This window comes from Phocaeicola vulgatus ATCC 8482 (assembly GCF_000012825.1).
Classification (GTDB): Bacteria; Bacteroidota; Bacteroidia; order Bacteroidales; family Bacteroidaceae; genus Phocaeicola; species Phocaeicola vulgatus.
The window spans coordinates 19,769-36,203 of the sequence record NC_009614.1; the positions used below are offsets into that span (position 1 = coordinate 19,769).

The following is a 16,435-nucleotide window of genomic DNA, read 5'->3' on the forward strand; positions in this document are numbered from 1 at the left end:
CCAATTGGTTTGCAAAAATAATAAAAAATTAAGTTCAAAGCCAAATAACAAACCTAAAAGTTTAAGTTACCTTAAATAAAAAGAGACGCATTTTTAACGAAATACGTCTCTTCTAAGTACGAAATTTTACACTTTATCAATCATCTTTATTCTCTTTAGCTTCAAATTCCTTCATCAATTTTTCTTGTACGTCTGTCGGAACCAATTCATAGCTGGCAAACTTCATAATAAATGAAGCGCGACCGCCTGTCAAAGAACTTAAAGAAGTGGAATAAGAAGACATTTCTTTCAGAGGTACTTTTGCAACCAGTTTTTCGTATCCACTTTCACTGCTCATCCCCATAATCATACCACGACGACCTTGCAAATCACTCATCACATCGCCCATTTTATCGCTGGGAACGAAAACCTCCACATCATAAATCGGCTCCAGAATCTTAGGTCCGGCATTCTTAAATGCCTCACTGAATGCATTACGTCCTGCAAGCATAAAAGAGATTTCATTTGAGTCTACCGGATGCATCTTACCATCATAAACAATCACTCGTACATCACGCGCATACGAACCTGTCAACGGACCCTGCTCCATCCGGCTCATAATCCCTTTCAAGATAGCAGGCATAAAACGGGCATCAATAGATCCTCCCACGATACTGTTAATAAAGACTAATTTACCACCCCATTCCAAAGGTATTTCCTCAGTCCCCTTCACATTTATCTTGAATTCCTGACCGTTAAACTTATACGTTTCGGGTACAGGCATTCCTTCATAATAAGGTTCAACAATGAGATGGACCTCACCAAATTGCCCAGCACCGCCTGATTGTTTCTTATGACGATAATCGGCACGGGCTGCTTTAGTGATTGTTTCACGATAAGGGATCTTAGGCTCCTCGAACTTAATCTGCAATTTTTCGTTATTTTCCAAACGCCACTTCAAGGTACGGAGATGAAACTCACCTTGTCCATGCACAATAGTCTGTTTCAATTCCTTAGATTGCTCCACTTCCCAAGTAGGATCTTCCTCACGCATACGGTTCAATATAACCATCATCTTCTCTACATCAGCCTCATTTACAGGCTTGATGGCACGCGAGTATTTAGCATTAGGATATTTAATGAAGTTAAACCGGTTTTCACAGTCTTTGCCGTTCAAGGTATTTCCAGTCTTTACATCTTTCAATTTCACAGTACAACCAATATCTCCGGCTACCAGTTCCTGCACCGGAATACGATTAGCTCCCGCACAAACAAAAAGCTGTGCCATACGCTCTTTAGAGCCACGATCAGCATTAGTCAAATCGTCACCTTCGTGTACTTTTCCGCTCATCACTTTAAAATACTGCACACCACCGATATGGGGTTCAACGGCAGTCTTGAAGAAATAAAGAGAAGTAGGGCCATTCGCATCGGGAGGCACAGGAACACCACGGGTATTATGAACCACAGGCATATCCGACACGAATGGAACAACATTACCTAAGAATTCCATCAGACGACGGACACCCATATCCTTACCTGCACATACACAGAAAACAGGGAACATACCACGTGCCGCCAATCCCTTACGGATACCTTCACGCATTTCATCTTCAGTCAATGATTCCGATTCAAAGAACTTTTCCATCAGTGTCTCATCATTTTCAGCAGCAGCCTCTACCAAAGCTTTATGCATCTCCAATGCCTTTTCTTTCTCAGAATCAGGAATCTCTTCAATTGTAGGAGCGCCCCCTTCAGGTCCCCATGAATATTTCTTCATCAACAGCACGTCAATGAGTTCATGAAAATTAGGTCCCGTTTCAAGAGGATACTGCACGGGAACTACCTTGGAGCCATAAATGCTACGCAACTGTTCGAGCACATTGTCATAGTCACATTTCTCATTATCAAGCTGATTGACCAAAAAGATAACCGGCTTGCCCAGCTTTTCAGTATAACGGAAGTGGTTCTGAGTACCTACTTCGGGACCGTATTGTCCATTCAGCAGCAAAATAGCAGTATCGGTTACATTTAGCGCGGTTATGGCAGCCCCTACGAAGTCATCACTACCCGGACAGTCAATTATATTTAGTTTTTTTCCATTCCATTCTACATGATAAACGGTAGAGAACACTGAATAACCATATTCTTGCTCTACCGGAAAATAATCACTAACCGTGTTTTTGGCAGTAATTCTGCCACGACGTTTTATAATACCACTCTCAAAGAGCAAAGACTCTGTGAGGGTGGTTTTACCTGAGCCATCATTGCCAAGAAGTGCAATGTTTTTAATTTCGTTAGTCTGATATACTTTCATGATATCTAAGGTTTAATTATTAACAAACGGATATGTGTTTCATATCTCCTAAAAATGTGGAGCGCAAATTAGAAAATAAAGAGAAAAAAAGCAACTCAAAGGATAGTGTTACTAAACTATGTTTTACGGCAGATATTCTATCTTATCACTATTTTTTTCGTAGCTTTGCTGAAAAATAAATGATCATGGCAGGTATTTATCTACATATCCCCTTTTGCAAAAAACGTTGTATTTACTGCGATTTTTTCTCCACCACCCGTAGCGAACAGAAAACAGCATACATCCGTGCCTTATGCCGCGAACTAACCGACCGGGAAGCCTATCTGGAAGGCGAGCATATAGAAACGATATATCTGGGCGGCGGCACTCCCTCGCAACTGGCAAAAGAAGATTTCGAAGCAATCTTCTCCCATATTTATAAGGTATACAAAGTAATCCCCGATGCTGAAATCACTTTGGAAGCTAATCCCGATGACTTAACGCCAGAATACATTTCCATGTTACGCACCTTTCCTTTTAACCGGATAAGTATGGGAATTCAAACTTTTCAAGACTCCACTTTAAAACTGCTTCAACGCCGCCACACAGCCGAACAAGCCATCCGTGCTTTCCAAAACTGTCGTACTGCCGGTTTCCGGAATATTAGTATTGACTTGATGTACGGACTACCCGGAGAAACACTTGCTTCGTGGAAAGAAGATTTAAAACAAGCCCTCGCTTTGCATCCGGAACATATTTCCGCTTATCACCTTATTTATGAAGAAGGAACCACTCTTTGGCAACTTCGTGAACAACATAAACTGGAAGAGGCCGATGAAGATCTGAGCGTTTCCTTATTCGGCACACTGATTGACAGCCTCACCGCTGCCGGATACGAACATTATGAAATATCCAATTTCTGCCTACCCGGTTTTCATTCCCGGCACAACTCCAGTTATTGGACTGAAAAGAAATATTTGGGCTGTGGTCCTTCCGCACATTCATACAATGGTACTTCACGCCAATGGAATGTAGCCTCACTAAACGAATATATAAGAGGTATTTCTAACGGAAATCCCACATTCGAAGTAGAAGAACTTGACTTATATACCCGTTACAATGATTTTGTCATTACCCACATACGTACACAATGGGGAATGCCACTGCCCAAACTCAGGAAACAATATGGAGAAGAACTGTACAAATACTGCCTACGTATGGCCACTCCACATTTACAACAAGGAACACTGGAAATAAAAAACGATACGCTAAAACTGACCCGTAAAGGCGTTTTTATATCAGACGGGATCATGAGCGACATGCTTTGGGTGGAGTAACTAATACTTCAGCGAATATTCACATATGCTATTTTAAAAGCATCCCCCAAAAATAAATGAATAATTTTATAAAATACGATAGGGAGATTTTCAAGTTTCCCTGTCTTTACTTATATAAACCAATAAACTAAAAAGATATGAAAACAAGTACGCGCATAGTTCTTCCATTCTTCCATGCATTAATGGAAGCTTATGCTTACAATAGCGAAAACGATTCTGAAGAACACAGGAAAACGGAACAAAAGAGTTCCGAATGCAACCATAACACAAATCAAATTTTGGAAACTCTTTCTCCGAATATTACAAGGAGGATAACAGACCCTGAATAAAGGCATATAAATTATTGAATAATAAAAGAAAACTAAAAACTAAATGATTTTTTCAACTTGCAATCAATACAGTATCAAGGGGATTTTCTTGATACTGTTACTAATGATTTCCACTACATTCATACAGGCTCAAAAAGCAGATCTTTCTTTCAGCATTCACTTAAAAAAAGCGAATCTGAAAGAATTCATATTTGAAATAGAAAAAGCCTCCGGCTACTCTTTTATTTATGGAGAGGAAATCATCTTTAAACATCCTATAACCCTCAGTCTAAGAAAAGCTCCATTAAGCCTGATTTTACAGAAAGCCTTTGCAGGACAGAATATCAGTTTCAAAATAAACAAAAATCACATTATATTAAAAAAATACGCTCTACAATCCAGCAAGAAGTCTTTTACCCTAAACGGGTATGTATTGGACAGTATATCGAAAGAAACATTGATAGGTGCCAATATTTATGATCAGAAAAACGGAGTGGGTACCACTACCAATCCTTTCGGATACTTTAGCATCACATTGCCTGAGGGGGGCACTAAACTAAACTTTTCATACATAGGCTATGCAGTAAAACAAGTGTCTTTGCACCTATGGAAAGATACTATGCTGACCATCCAACTCCACAATGACAACCAACTGAATGAGGTCATTATCTTGTCCGACAAACCCGAAACGGGTATTCAAAGCAGTCGTATGGGAGCAAGCAGTATTCCTATTCCCCACATAAAAAACACACCGGCATTGATGAGTGAGGCAGACGTACTAAAATCCATCCAACTACTGCCCGGTGTACAAAACGGAATGAACGGAACCAGTGGGTTATATGTACGCGGAGGAGGTCCGGACCAAAATCTTTATTTATTAGACGGTGTACCTTTATATAATGTAGATCATACACTGGGCCTGTTATCGGTCTTCACTCCGGAAGCCGTGAAAAAAGTCGATTTATACAAAAGTAGCTTTCCGGCACGATTCGGCGGACGTCTTTCATCTATTGTCGATGTCCGTACCAATGACGGAAACATGCAGCACTATCATGGAAGCTTGACTATCGGTCTTCTCACTTCACATCTGCAATTTGAAGGACCTATATGGAAAGATCATACTTCCTTCATTATCTCAGCACGACGCAGTTATATTGACTGTTTCCTCCCACTAGTTATGCCAAAGGACGAACGGGGCGGTTATAGTTTGTATGACATCAACGCCAAGCTAAATCATCGCTTTAGTGAACAAGATCGCCTTTTCATCTCTTTCTATAAAGGAAAAGACCACGTCTACTATAAATAACGTGAGTTCGAAATAAAATCAAAAAATAGCAAGTTGTCCGTCATTGACAAACTTTACGTCAATGGCGGGCTTCTTTTCAAAAAAGCAGTATGCCGCGATAGCCGACAAGGAGTTGGCTATAAAGTTACTGAATGAACGATGTCTTGAGTGTTCAATCTGTGCGATGTTCTTCAGTTCGTCATTGACCGTTTCAATCAAGGCTCTTTTTCTTAGCAAAATCTTGTCGGCAATACTCATCAGTGAGTTCCTCATATTATTTTTAACTTTAGTAACAAGTTGTATGCCATTAAGGAAAAGGTTTTCAAACAGAGCCTGACCTATATATCCCTTGTCTGCACATAGTTTTCCTTTGATGTTTTCCAGAAACCTACCCTGTTTCAACGGTTCCCGGTCATCCACGTTTCCAGGCGTGAACATGAAATTGAGGATTTCACCCTTGTCATTGATTATCAGATGCAGCTTGAATCCGAAGAACCATCCCATAGAACATCTTCCACGCTCGGCAAGCCCTTCAAATGTCTTATGAATCAAGATTCTTTGGTTACGACATACACATAAGGGAGTGGAATCAACGAAACTGATGCCGGTACAAGTTCCCAGCAGTACTCTTTTGATGAATATGGTCATGGGAAGCAATACTTCCTTCTCCAGTTCCACAAAACGGTTATAAGAAACCTGACGAGGAAAAAGGTGTTTCAGATGTTTACAGACATACTCCTTGTAGTAATGCTTGAAACAACGGAAACCACCGGAGTGAAACAGGATTAGAATAACCATAATCTCTGCATCACTCATACGGTTGGGTTTGTTACGATGCATGGTCTTCATATCCTTAATCATATATTTTTCCTGTTGCAATGTAAATTCCTTGCAAAAATCATCGGCCATACAATAAATCTCTGTAACTTTAGACTCTGGAAACATAGTGGTAATCGTTTAAATGTTATAATTCAGCACTATAAATTTAATACTTTTATCGCTATGTTTCTAATTATAAGTGAAATATATTTATTCTTATTTCGAACTCACGTTAAATACAAAGATGAAGATAAGTTCAAGCAAACTCACAATTGGGGAAACATATTACTGAACACACGCTGGAATCATGTTTTCACCCCCCAACTATTCAGTAATACTACGCTGGCATACAATCGTTATGTTTTTGATATCAGACAAGAGGAAACTTCCAGCATACAACAACCTGATGGTTCCACAATCATCAATGGTTCCAACAATCTGTTTCACTCCGGCATCAGTGATCTTAGCATTAGTACGGATTTTGATTATCATCCGTTACCGGCACACAACATCAAATTTGGAGCGAAATACATATATCATCAGTTCGCTCCGGAAGTGCAGACCGTAAATCAACACAATTCCGACAATGGATATCCACAAACTAACGACAATTATAGTTTGAACAATTCTCATATCCATGCTCATGACTTTTCCTTGTATGCCGAAGATGATCTTATTCTGAACGAACATTGGAAAATAAATGCCGGATTGCACTTTTCATTTTTTAATGTACAAAAACAGACTTATCTTTCTTTGCAATCCCGTCTTTCCATAAGTTTCCAAGCGACCTCAAATATCATCTTAAAAAGTTCTTTTTCACAGATGAGCCAGTGTACCCAATTATTATCTACTGCATCACTGGCCATGCCTTCCGACCTTTGGGTGCCCGTCACACGCCACATCCGCCCCATGAAATCTTTTCAATATGCTGTAGGAGTATACTATACCGGTATCAAGAATTGGGAATTTTCCATAGAAGGATACTATAAAGATATGTATAATGTATTAGAATATAAAGACGGAGAAAGTTTTCTAGGTTCTTCCCATAACTGGGAAGACAAAGTAGAAATGGGCAAAGGACGTTCATTCGGAGTGGAGTTTATGGCACAAAAAACTGCAGGGCTCCTTACTGGATGGATTAATTACACCCTATCCAAATCCGACCGGCAATTCAGTACGGACGGGATCAATAATGGTAAACATTTCCCTTACCAATATGACCGCCGACATACCTTGAATCTCACTCTAAATTATCAATTGACACGACGGATCGACTTCAATATGTCATGGACTTATGCATCAGGTTGCATGGCAACACTTCCTACAGAGAAGACACATACAGAACTACCACCTACCAATGTACCACCTTCCTGGATTATGGATAATTTGAACAAAGGAGATATGGATCATTATAGTTCACGAAATAACTACAGATTGCCTGCAAGCCACCAATTGAATATAGGATTCAACTTCCATAAACAGACCCGGCACGGAGAACGGATATGGAATATCAGTATCCTAAATGCCTACAATGCCATGAACCCCAACTTTGTCTATATCAGCAGGGAAGCACAAACAGGAAAGCCTATATTGAAAAAAATGACAATCTTGCCATGTATCCCTTCATTTTCATACACTTATAAATTTTAAAATCCAATGAAAAAATACCTTTTATTTCTTTGTGTATTTGTTATTTTAGGCGCATGTACCAATACCATTGGCTATTTACCCGATGATGAACCTAAAAAACTGATCGTAAATGCCATGATGCAAACTGAAAATAACGATAACCGGATTTATCTGCATTACACAGGATGGACAGCTACCACTCCTGTCACCGATGGTATCATACACCTGTATATCAATGGAAAACTGTCAGAAACAATCACTGCGGAAGATGATTACTACCCAGTAAAAAGCATATTCCGAACAGGAGATAAAGTGAAAATAGAGGCTTCTTCAGAAAATGGTAAATATAAAGCAAAAGCGGAAACACGCATCAGTGCACCCTTACAGATTATAAATGTAGATACAACCTATATAAGTTTAAGAGATTATAACAGCTGGGTAGGAGGCAAGCCTGTATATGACAATTATCTTCGGCTTAACATTCAATTAAAACAACCCGATATAGAGGCAGAGAATACATACTATCGTCTTGAAATAAAACAGATTTTTTATTCTCATAAATGGCATGACGGCAGGGACACTCTCAGTATTGACACGACTTATAACTATAATTATATTTATGACACCGCCTTGACAGACGGCAAACCCGGACATGCTATAGATGAAGGATTCGAGCTTATTCAGAAATGGAACAATTATTTTGGCCTTTTTAAAAGCTGTTATTTTAAAAACAGGGAATATAACATGACGATAGATTTAAAAGAAGACATCAACTATATACATATAGATTCTCAGAAAGCAGAGCGATATATCAGTATCCGGTTTTACAGTATTTCAGAAAGCGAACATAGATATTTGTATGCCATGTCCTCTGCATTAGATTTTGATGCCGAAAATTTTATTTATGCAGTTCCCCTTATTCCCAATAATATAAAAGGAGGAATAGGTATATTCAGTATTGCCAACCAAGTAAAATACAAATTGAAAGAAGAAAATTGCCAAGACAGATACTAAGAAGAAGGCTTCAGTTCCTCTCATACAATAAATCAAAACTAAAAGTTCTAAAATGAATAGCACATCTATTTACATTTTAGTAGCTTTGCATCCGATTATAACATTAACAAACATGCCCAACACGGCAATGGAGGCAACTGAACTACTCAAAGAAATACAGAAGCATGATTCCCAACAGGCTTTCCGGTCTTTATACGATATGTATTATGACCGTTTCTTTCGTATCGCCTTTTATTACCTTCAACGGGATGAATGGGCTCAAGAAGTAATTTTAGATGTTTTTACCACGCTTTGGAATCATCGAAAAAGTCAGCTTATTCCCGATGATTTTAATAAGTACAGCTATATATTAATAAGAAATGCCGCTCTGAACTATTTGGAAAAAGAACAAAGGAGGGAAGCCTCGCCTCTGGAAAATATGCCGGAAATATCTTCTTCCAACCTTTCTCCTGAAGAACAAATGATGAATGAAGAGTTATTTAACATTTATGAGAACTCACTGAATGAATTACCTGAACGTTGCCGAACAATCTTTATTAAAGTCCGCGAAGAAAAACAAAGTTATGCTTCCGTTGCCGAAGAACTTAATATAAGCCCTAAAACAGTAGATGCCCAGTTACAAAAAGCTGTAACCCGACTCAAAGAAAAAATTAACAATTATTTTAGAAATAGACGATAGGGAGTTTTCCAGATTCTCCTGTCTTTATCAATAGAAACTAATAAACTAAAAAGACATGAGAACAAATACACGTTTAGTATTACCATTTTTTTATGCCCTGCTTATAAGTGCATGTAGTAACAACGACAACTATCCCAAAGAGTATATAGGCTTTGAAAAACAATTCATATCACACACCTATGATACAAAGAACGAGGAAGAAACCCTTACTTTAAAAATAATAGCTGCCGAAAAACAAGACACAGACCGTAAACTGACCATTAGCAGTTCTACAAGTAACAATAGCTTCCACATTCAAAATGCCCATCCGGTCATCTTGAAAGGAAAGAAATCAGTAAAAATAGATATCATTCTTTATCCTAAACAAATAAAAAGCGTACAACGTATCATACGGTTGATCTGTACTCCTGACGGAAAAGACGCAAAAATTTCTGAAATTTCTATCCGTCTGCAAAAGAAGTAGTATCTTTGTCCTGCAAATAAAATAACATGAATTCACCGAAATCAGACAAAGAACTGGACGAATGGTTGGAATTATTATCTTCTTCCACTCATTCACCGCAGGGAAAATTCTCGGCGGAGAAAAGTTATAATATATTGCAACAACGTCTTCAACCGGCATACCGCAAGCACAAAATACTTTCCATTCGGTATACAGTTGCTGTGGCTGCCGGTTTCGTCCTGCTTATAGGTTTCGGTTGGATGTTTTATTTTTACCAACGTCCGGTACGTACACTGATTGTTTCCACCAATATACAAACTCAATGCATCCAATTACCGGATGGCTCTAAAGTAACCCTAAACCGACATTCCCAATTGAGCTATCCGGAAACTTTCAACAAGGAACGAATCGTAAAGCTGAATGGAGAAGCTTATTTTGAAGTCAGTAAAAATCCTAAAAAACCATTTCGTGTCAAAGCAAATGGAGTTACCATCAGGGTATTAGGCACGCATTTTAATGTCAATGCCTATGCCGCCGATTCTTTAGTAGAAACAACCCTGCTGGAAGGTAGTGTATCCGTCAGTAACAATGCCAACGGTAAACAAATGATATTAAAGCCCAATGAAACAGCCATTTATCGTAAATCGACTGGAATATTGTCTATGCACATTAATGCAAATGCACAGAACGAAATAAGTTGGCGTGAAGGTGTTCTTTCTTTTAATGACATATCTATGGGAGAAATCGCTCGTCAACTATCCCATCATTTTAATGTCACCATACAGATAAAAAGCGAACAGTTACGTAATTATAAATTAAATGCACGTTTCAAGCAAAACGAAACGTTGGAAGAAATTCTAGAAATGTTGGCTCCCATCGTAGGTTTTACTTATCACATGCCCCAATCCAATCTTATTGAACTAAAGCAAGAAAACTAAAAAACAAATGATTTCTTCACTTTATAAGAAACACAGTATCACTTTTTTTTACTTAATGCTGTTACTAGTCTTTTCCCATTCATTCATATCAGCACAAACTCCGGATATGCCTTTTAATATTTATCTGAAACAGGCTAGTTTAAAGGAGTTTACAGCTAAAATAGAACAACTGTCAGAGTATTCTTTTATTTATGGCGAAGAAGTTGTACTCAAACATCCCATAACTCTCGATCTGAAAGAAACCCCATTAACAACTATTCTACAAACAGCTTTCATTAAACAAGACATCAGTTTCGAGATTACCAAACACCATATCATATTGAAAAAAACAACGTCACTTCCTATAAAACAACATTTTACACTAAACGGTTATGTATTGGACGAAATATCGAAAGAAACACTGATAGGTGCCAATATCTATGACCAGCAAAATAAACAAGGAACAATCACAAATCCATTCGGATTCTTCAGTATCACACTGCCCGAAGGAAACACTGAACTGAATTTTTCCTATATAGGTTACGGTTCAAAACAAATAGCATTGTATTTATGTAAAGATACGCTGCTGACTGTCCAACTTAAAAACGATAATACATTGGAAGAAATCGTTGTCCTTTCTGATAAAATGGAAACAGGCTTTCAAAGTAGCCGTATGGGAGCAAACAATATACCTTTGACACATATTAAAAATACCCCTGCTTTACTGAGTGAGGCAGATGTATTAAAATCAATCCAGCTTCTGCCCGGTATACAAGGAGGTATAACCGGTACCAGTGGCCTGTATGTACGTGGAGGAAGTCCCGATCAGAATCTTTATCTGCTAGACGGTGTACCCTTATATAATGTGGACCATACACTAGGTATTCTCTCCATCTTTACCCCAGAATCGGTCAAGAAAGTCGATTTGTATAAAAGCAGTTTTCCTGCCCGTTACGGAGGAAGACTGTCCTCCGTCATTGATGTACGCACTAACGATGGAGATATGAGGAATTATCACGGCAGTCTGACCATCGGGCTGCTGACTTCTCGAATGCACTTTGAGGGTCCTCTATGGAAAGACCGGACATCATTTATTATTTCTGCCAGACGCAGTTATGCCGATTTAATTATCAAGCCTTTCATGGATAAAGATACGAAAGGAGGTTACTACTTATATGATATCAACACAAAACTAAATCATCGATTCAGTGACCGTGACCGCCTGTTTTTCTCCTTTTATCATGGCAAAGATCATGCCAGTTTTACAAATACTTCTTCTTATTACTTTGAAGAAGAAAAGGAGACAGACACAAGAGAGAGACAAGTCATGGCTTGGGGAAGTACATTAGGGGCATTACGTTGGAACCACATAGTCAGTAATCGTCTGTTCCATAACATCACCCTATCCTATAACCGTTTCCGATTCAATATAAAAAACAATTTCACGTCCGCCAACAAACACCTTGACAGCCAATATTATTCCGGTATAGAAGATTGGGGATTAACATCTGACTTCGACTTTCATCCATCCCCCTCCCATTTCATCAAATTCGGAGGAAACTATCTCTACCATACGTTCCGCCCCGAAACCCAACATACATTTGTGCACTCTCCGAATGAACAAGAACAACCTGATAAAACATACACCATCGGAGGAAATGAAGCGACACACTCACACGAAATTTCCCTTTATGTAGAAGATGATTTCAAATGGAACGAACAATGGAAAACAAATATAGGCGCACATTTCTCACTCTTCCAAGTACAAAAGCACACTTATGCCTCCTTGGAACCTCGCATTACCGTTAGTTTCAAAACCAGTCCCAACCTTACTTTCAAGGCGGCCTATACCCACATGACACAATATGTACATTTACTTTCTTCATCCAATCTCTCTCTCCCCACTGATCTATGGGTACCGGTCACACAGAAGATCCTCCCGATGCAAGCATGCCAATTTTCTATCGGGGGTTACTATACAGGTATTCAAGGATGGGAGTTTTCTGTAGAAGGCTATAGCAAAATGACGAAAAACGTACTGGAATACAAAGATGGTAATACTCTAGTCGGTAATTCCATTCATTGGGAAGAGAAAGTAGAAATGGGCAAAGGACGCAATTTCGGCATAGAATTCATGCTGGAAAAGAAAACCGGACGTACTACCGGATGGATAAATTATACTTTGGCTAAAGCCGACCGTATATTCAGTAAAGGAAATGTAAATGGAGGGAAACGTTTTCCCTATAAATACGACAGACGCCACTCCGTGAACATCACGATAAACAGGCGCCTCAACAAAAAAGTATACATGAGCGCTTCTTGGATTTACGCTTCAGGAAATACTGCCACCCTGCCCAAAGAGAAAGCAACCATCATTCTCCCCGAAGGAAGCTATGGATGGGGACATATGGGAAATACAGGCAACGGGGTTGTTTTTCCCTTTGAATATAGCTCTTCTCGAAATAACTACCGTCTGCCCGCCAGTCATCAGTTGAATCTAGGATTCAACTTTCACAAAAAGACAAAACATGGAGAACGGATTTGGAACGTCAGTATTATGAATGCCTATAACTCTTTGAATCCCAATCATGTATTTATAGATTATTACACGGATGAGCAATCGGAAGGAAAAAAGATTCCTGTGATACAAAAAGTCACTCTCCTTCCCTTCTTACCTTCATTCTCATATACTTATAAATTTTAAGCAATAATGAAAAAAGCACTTTTACTCCTTTCATTTGTTCATTTATTGGCCGCCTGTACCAATGATATAGAAATATTGCCTAATGATGAATCTCAAAAGCTCATCGTCAACGCTCTGATAAACGCAAACAAAACGAACAATGCTATCTTTTTAGCTTTATCCGGCTATCACGAACCCCAAGTAGTAAAAAATGGAATTATTCACCTTTATATTAATAATGTATTATCGGAAACAATTTCGGAATGTACCTATCGTCCTAACAATGATTCACCGTTAGACTATCAAAATTATTTTTACCAGATAAGCAGCCGTTTTAAAACCGGTGATCAAGTACGTATCGAAGTAGAAACCAAAGACGGAAAATATAAAGCGAATGCAGAAGCAACAGTATATGAGCCCATTGAAATTATCAAAGCGGACACCATTGAATCTAATCATTCTCTATCAGAGACTTCGGAAAGCCTTTGGATATATCAAGCAACAAAGTGGAAAATAAAATTACAAACTCCCACCACAAACCATTCCCAATATTACCGGGTCAACATAAAACAAACATATACTTACCGCCTTACTAACCGCAAAACTTTACAAGACTCCACTGCTATCTCCACCCAATGGGAATGTAGCGGATATTATGACACTGCATTAATGGACGGAAAACCTGGCACTCCCAACAACTCTGATCCTATCATTAATTTCATCCCCACTATAAACAACTATTATAATGTATTCAATGATGCTTACTTTACCAACAACCAATATACCATGACTTTAGACAGTTGGTATAGTTTCCTATTAGACAATAAACTATATAAAATTAAAAAGATAACAGGAAAAGCTATCATACAATATTATGCCATATCCCCGGCTGAATATCAATATTTACGAGCCGCCAATGCATATGCCGACCATGACAGTAGCAACCTGTTGGAAACACCTGTCATCTTTCCCAATAACATCAAAGGAGGAATAGGTATTTTTGCCATAGAAAATCCGACAGAAACAAGCATTCCTTTAAAATCCATCGAAGATTATTAGAAAGCTTTGCCACTTTCGGATCTCTGTTAAATTATTTATCTTCCAATGAAATCTGAAAAGGAGAAGCCGGTAGTCCGGTTCTATTTTTCAAATTCGCATGAACCGGATTATCATCCCAACCATAACGTACCGTTACAGGATGAGGGATATCTTTATGCCATACCGCCACCTGATTCCCATTAACAACAACTGCTTCCGCCCACTGAAAATGCCCATCGGCACCGGCTATCGCAAATCCCTTCAATTCATCTACCGCCCATAATTTATCAGTCCCGGCTTCGAAAGAAAGAACAGCCTTTCCTTCATGATTGACAGTCATACCCGTACACATAGGCCCACTGTGCACACTCTTTTTATCACCATACACCCTTCTTTTCACCAACAGGGAGATACGTCTTGCCAGTTCTTTTTTATTCAATGGATGAATATCGTTCCACTCGCCTAAATCAATCGCTACCGCCAAAGCTGCATTCGGGACTTTCAACGCTACTTGCCGTTGCGCTTCACGCAAAGCCGCCCAATTACTTTCTACCGGCTCCGAATGTGTCTTCATGAAATTGGCCAGCTGTACAATAAAGAAAGGCAATTCTTTATCAGCCAGTTTCTCACGCCAGTCAATAATCATGGCAGCCAGCAATTCCTCATATTCATTAGGACGGCCCGTATTCGTTTCTCCCTGATACCACAACGCACCGGTAAAGGCCAGATTACGCAGAGGAGAAATCATGGAATTATACATGCCGGTAGGAACATTCTGAAAAGAGACACTGTTGGTGCGTGCAGGCATCTCACAGCCTAATTGATATTTCCAGCGGCTGGACAAACGGACTGTATCTGTCCCCCATGCTAGACAATAAGGTTTATCGGGCACAAAACTGGCGGCCCCTCCGTAATTAATCAGCCGGACAGTCACCAGATTCTCACCGGGTTTCAATATAGAAGCCGGCACCCGATAAATACGCGGCGGATACTGATAGAAAGTGTTACCTACAGAAATCCCGTTCACAAACACCGAATCGGCATCCACCATGCACCCCAAACGAAGAACAGCCTCTTTTCCGGCTTGTTCCGCTGATACATTCACTTTCTGACGGAACCAATGAGAGCCACTCACCGGATATCCATTCTTTCTTCCCCATTCCTTGGAAAACATATCTACTGTCTGCCAGTCCGTATCATCCAGTTCCGGACGATTCCAGCATATCCCGTCATGAAGTCCCCGGTCTCCTTTGTACAAAGCGGTATCCCAAAAACGGTTCATCATCTGTCCCGAACGGTTGCACAACTCACGATACTCATCCGAATTAAACAAATCACGCTCGTGCAACTGACGCGGAAACTTCTGCAAGGCCTCCTCACTCATCCAAGCCTCGACGGAACTTCCCCCCCAACTGGAGTTAACAATGCCCACAGGTACTTGCGTCTCCCTATACATCTCCTTGGCAAAGAAATAAGCCAAAGCAGAGAAGGAAGGAGCAGTTTCTTTAGTCAGCGACATCCAGTCTGCCCCCGGCAGATCGTCTTTAGGTCCATGCAAATCATTGCCTAAAGGAATCTTCACATACCGTATCATCGGATTCTCATCCCTTGCTATTTCCTCGGCAAATTTATCAGTCACCCGTCCGGCGGTCAATTCCATGTTGGACTGTCCGGAGCAAAGCCAGACATCACCCACTAGAATATCTTTCAACCGGATATCATTCACGGTCATTTCAAAAGGGCCGCCTGCCTTCATGGGAGGCAGCTCCACCAGCCACTTACCATCTTCCCCGGCTACCGTACTGAATTTCTTCTTTTTAAAAACAACGGTCACATTCTCTCCTTTATCGGCATTTCCCCATATTTTAACGGGCCGCTCACGTTGCAATACCATACCGTCCGATAGGATGGCAGGCAATTTCACCTTTGCTTCGGTCCATGCGGAAAATGCACAAAGAACCGACATTACTAAAGCCAACTTATATTTCATTTTTCTTATAAAGTTAAAA

General features: G+C 39.7%; 11 protein-coding genes and 2 pseudogenes. 10 read left to right on the plus strand and 3 right to left on the minus strand.

Annotated elements, in window-relative coordinates; genetic code table 11:
- Positions 1-136: 136 nt before the first annotated feature.
- The gene (locus BVU_RS00095) at positions 137-2,296 is read right to left on the minus strand and encodes an elongation factor G (RefSeq protein WP_005841163.1); all 2,160 of its coding nucleotides are present in this window, start codon (positions 2,294-2,296) and stop codon (positions 137-139) included.
- A gap of 185 nt (positions 2,297-2,481) precedes the next feature.
- Between BVU_RS00095 and hemW the strand changes: the two genes are divergently transcribed.
- The 3 genes and pseudogenes from hemW to BVU_RS00110 all read left to right on the plus strand — a co-directional run.
- Complete coding sequence (hemW, locus tag BVU_RS00100) at positions 2,482-3,612, plus strand: radical SAM family heme chaperone HemW (protein ID WP_005841160.1); 1,131 nt, start codon at positions 2,482-2,484, stop codon at positions 3,610-3,612.
- Between the two features lie 137 nt (positions 3,613-3,749).
- Complete coding sequence (locus BVU_RS00105; protein ID WP_032938224.1) at positions 3,750-3,941, plus strand: hypothetical protein; 192 nt, start codon at positions 3,750-3,752, stop codon at positions 3,939-3,941.
- A gap of 43 nt (positions 3,942-3,984) precedes the next feature.
- Positions 3,985-5,223, plus strand: a pseudogene (locus BVU_RS00110) (carboxypeptidase-like regulatory domain-containing protein); the annotation flags it as partial.
- Positions 5,224-5,244: 21 nt separating this feature from the next.
- Here BVU_RS00110 and BVU_RS00115 read toward each other — a convergent pair.
- Positions 5,245-6,150, minus strand: a complete 906-nt coding sequence (locus BVU_RS00115) for an IS982 family transposase (protein WP_016270147.1) — start codon at positions 6,148-6,150, stop codon at positions 5,245-5,247.
- A gap of 102 nt (positions 6,151-6,252) precedes the next feature.
- Here BVU_RS00115 and BVU_RS00120 point away from each other — a divergent pair.
- The 7 genes and pseudogenes from BVU_RS00120 to BVU_RS00150 form a co-directional block, all read left to right on the plus strand.
- Positions 6,253-7,674, plus strand: a pseudogene (locus BVU_RS00120) (TonB-dependent receptor plug domain-containing protein); the annotation flags it as partial.
- A 6-nt stretch (positions 7,675-7,680) separates the two neighbouring features.
- Entirely contained in the window at positions 7,681-8,667 is a 987-nt protein-coding gene (locus BVU_RS00125; RefSeq protein ID WP_005844658.1) for a DUF4249 domain-containing protein, read from the plus strand.
- A gap of 112 nt (positions 8,668-8,779) precedes the next feature.
- Positions 8,780-9,346 (plus strand): RNA polymerase sigma-70 factor, encoded by a 567-nt coding sequence (locus tag BVU_RS00130; protein ID WP_005844655.1) that lies wholly within the window; start codon positions 8,780-8,782, stop codon positions 9,344-9,346.
- Between the two features lie 55 nt (positions 9,347-9,401).
- Positions 9,402-9,809, plus strand: a complete 408-nt coding sequence (locus BVU_RS00135) for a hypothetical protein (RefSeq protein ID WP_005844653.1) — start codon at positions 9,402-9,404, stop codon at positions 9,807-9,809.
- Between the two features lie 26 nt (positions 9,810-9,835).
- Positions 9,836-10,726: a FecR family protein gene (locus BVU_RS00140; protein ID WP_005844651.1), complete on the plus strand. Its 891-nt coding sequence runs from the start codon at positions 9,836-9,838 to the stop codon at positions 10,724-10,726.
- Between the two features lie 7 nt (positions 10,727-10,733).
- Entirely contained in the window at positions 10,734-13,409 is a 2,676-nt protein-coding gene (locus BVU_RS00145; RefSeq protein ID WP_005844649.1) for a TonB-dependent receptor, read from the plus strand.
- A gap of 6 nt (positions 13,410-13,415) precedes the next feature.
- Entirely contained in the window at positions 13,416-14,447 is a 1,032-nt protein-coding gene (locus tag BVU_RS00150; protein WP_005844647.1) for a DUF4249 domain-containing protein, read from the plus strand.
- A 31-nt stretch (positions 14,448-14,478) separates the two neighbouring features.
- Here BVU_RS00150 and BVU_RS00155 read toward each other — a convergent pair whose 3' ends face one another.
- On the minus strand, positions 14,479-16,416 hold the full coding sequence (locus BVU_RS00155) for a sialate O-acetylesterase (RefSeq protein ID WP_011964592.1): 1,938 nt from the start codon (positions 16,414-16,416) through the stop codon (positions 14,479-14,481).
- Positions 16,417-16,435: the final 19 nt, after the last annotated feature.

What these genes read in the sequence shown, in the direction of transcription:
- BVU_RS00115 (WP_016270147.1), bottom strand. Translation starts at nt 6,150, where the DNA reads ATGTTTCCAGAGTCTAAAGTTACAGAGATTTATTGTATGGCCGATGAT.
- BVU_RS00130 (WP_005844655.1), top strand. Translation starts at nt 8,780, where the DNA reads ATGCCCAACACGGCAATGGAGGCAACTGAACTACTCAAAGAAATACAG.
- BVU_RS00140 (WP_005844651.1), top strand. Translation starts at nt 9,836, where the DNA reads ATGAATTCACCGAAATCAGACAAAGAACTGGACGAATGGTTGGAATTA.
- BVU_RS00145 (WP_005844649.1), top strand. Translation starts at nt 10,734, where the DNA reads ATGATTTCTTCACTTTATAAGAAACACAGTATCACTTTTTTTTACTTA.
- BVU_RS00105 (WP_032938224.1), top strand. Translation starts at nt 3,750, where the DNA reads ATGAAAACAAGTACGCGCATAGTTCTTCCATTCTTCCATGCATTAATG.
- BVU_RS00135 (WP_005844653.1), top strand. Translation starts at nt 9,402, where the DNA reads ATGAGAACAAATACACGTTTAGTATTACCATTTTTTTATGCCCTGCTT.
- hemW (WP_005841160.1), top strand. Translation starts at nt 2,482, where the DNA reads ATGGCAGGTATTTATCTACATATCCCCTTTTGCAAAAAACGTTGTATT.
- BVU_RS00155 (WP_011964592.1), bottom strand. Translation starts at nt 16,416, where the DNA reads ATGAAATATAAGTTGGCTTTAGTAATGTCGGTTCTTTGTGCATTTTCC.
- BVU_RS00125 (WP_005844658.1), top strand. Translation starts at nt 7,681, where the DNA reads ATGAAAAAATACCTTTTATTTCTTTGTGTATTTGTTATTTTAGGCGCA.
- BVU_RS00095 (WP_005841163.1), bottom strand. Translation starts at nt 2,296, where the DNA reads ATGAAAGTATATCAGACTAACGAAATTAAAAACATTGCACTTCTTGGC.
- BVU_RS00150 (WP_005844647.1), top strand. Translation starts at nt 13,416, where the DNA reads ATGAAAAAAGCACTTTTACTCCTTTCATTTGTTCATTTATTGGCCGCC.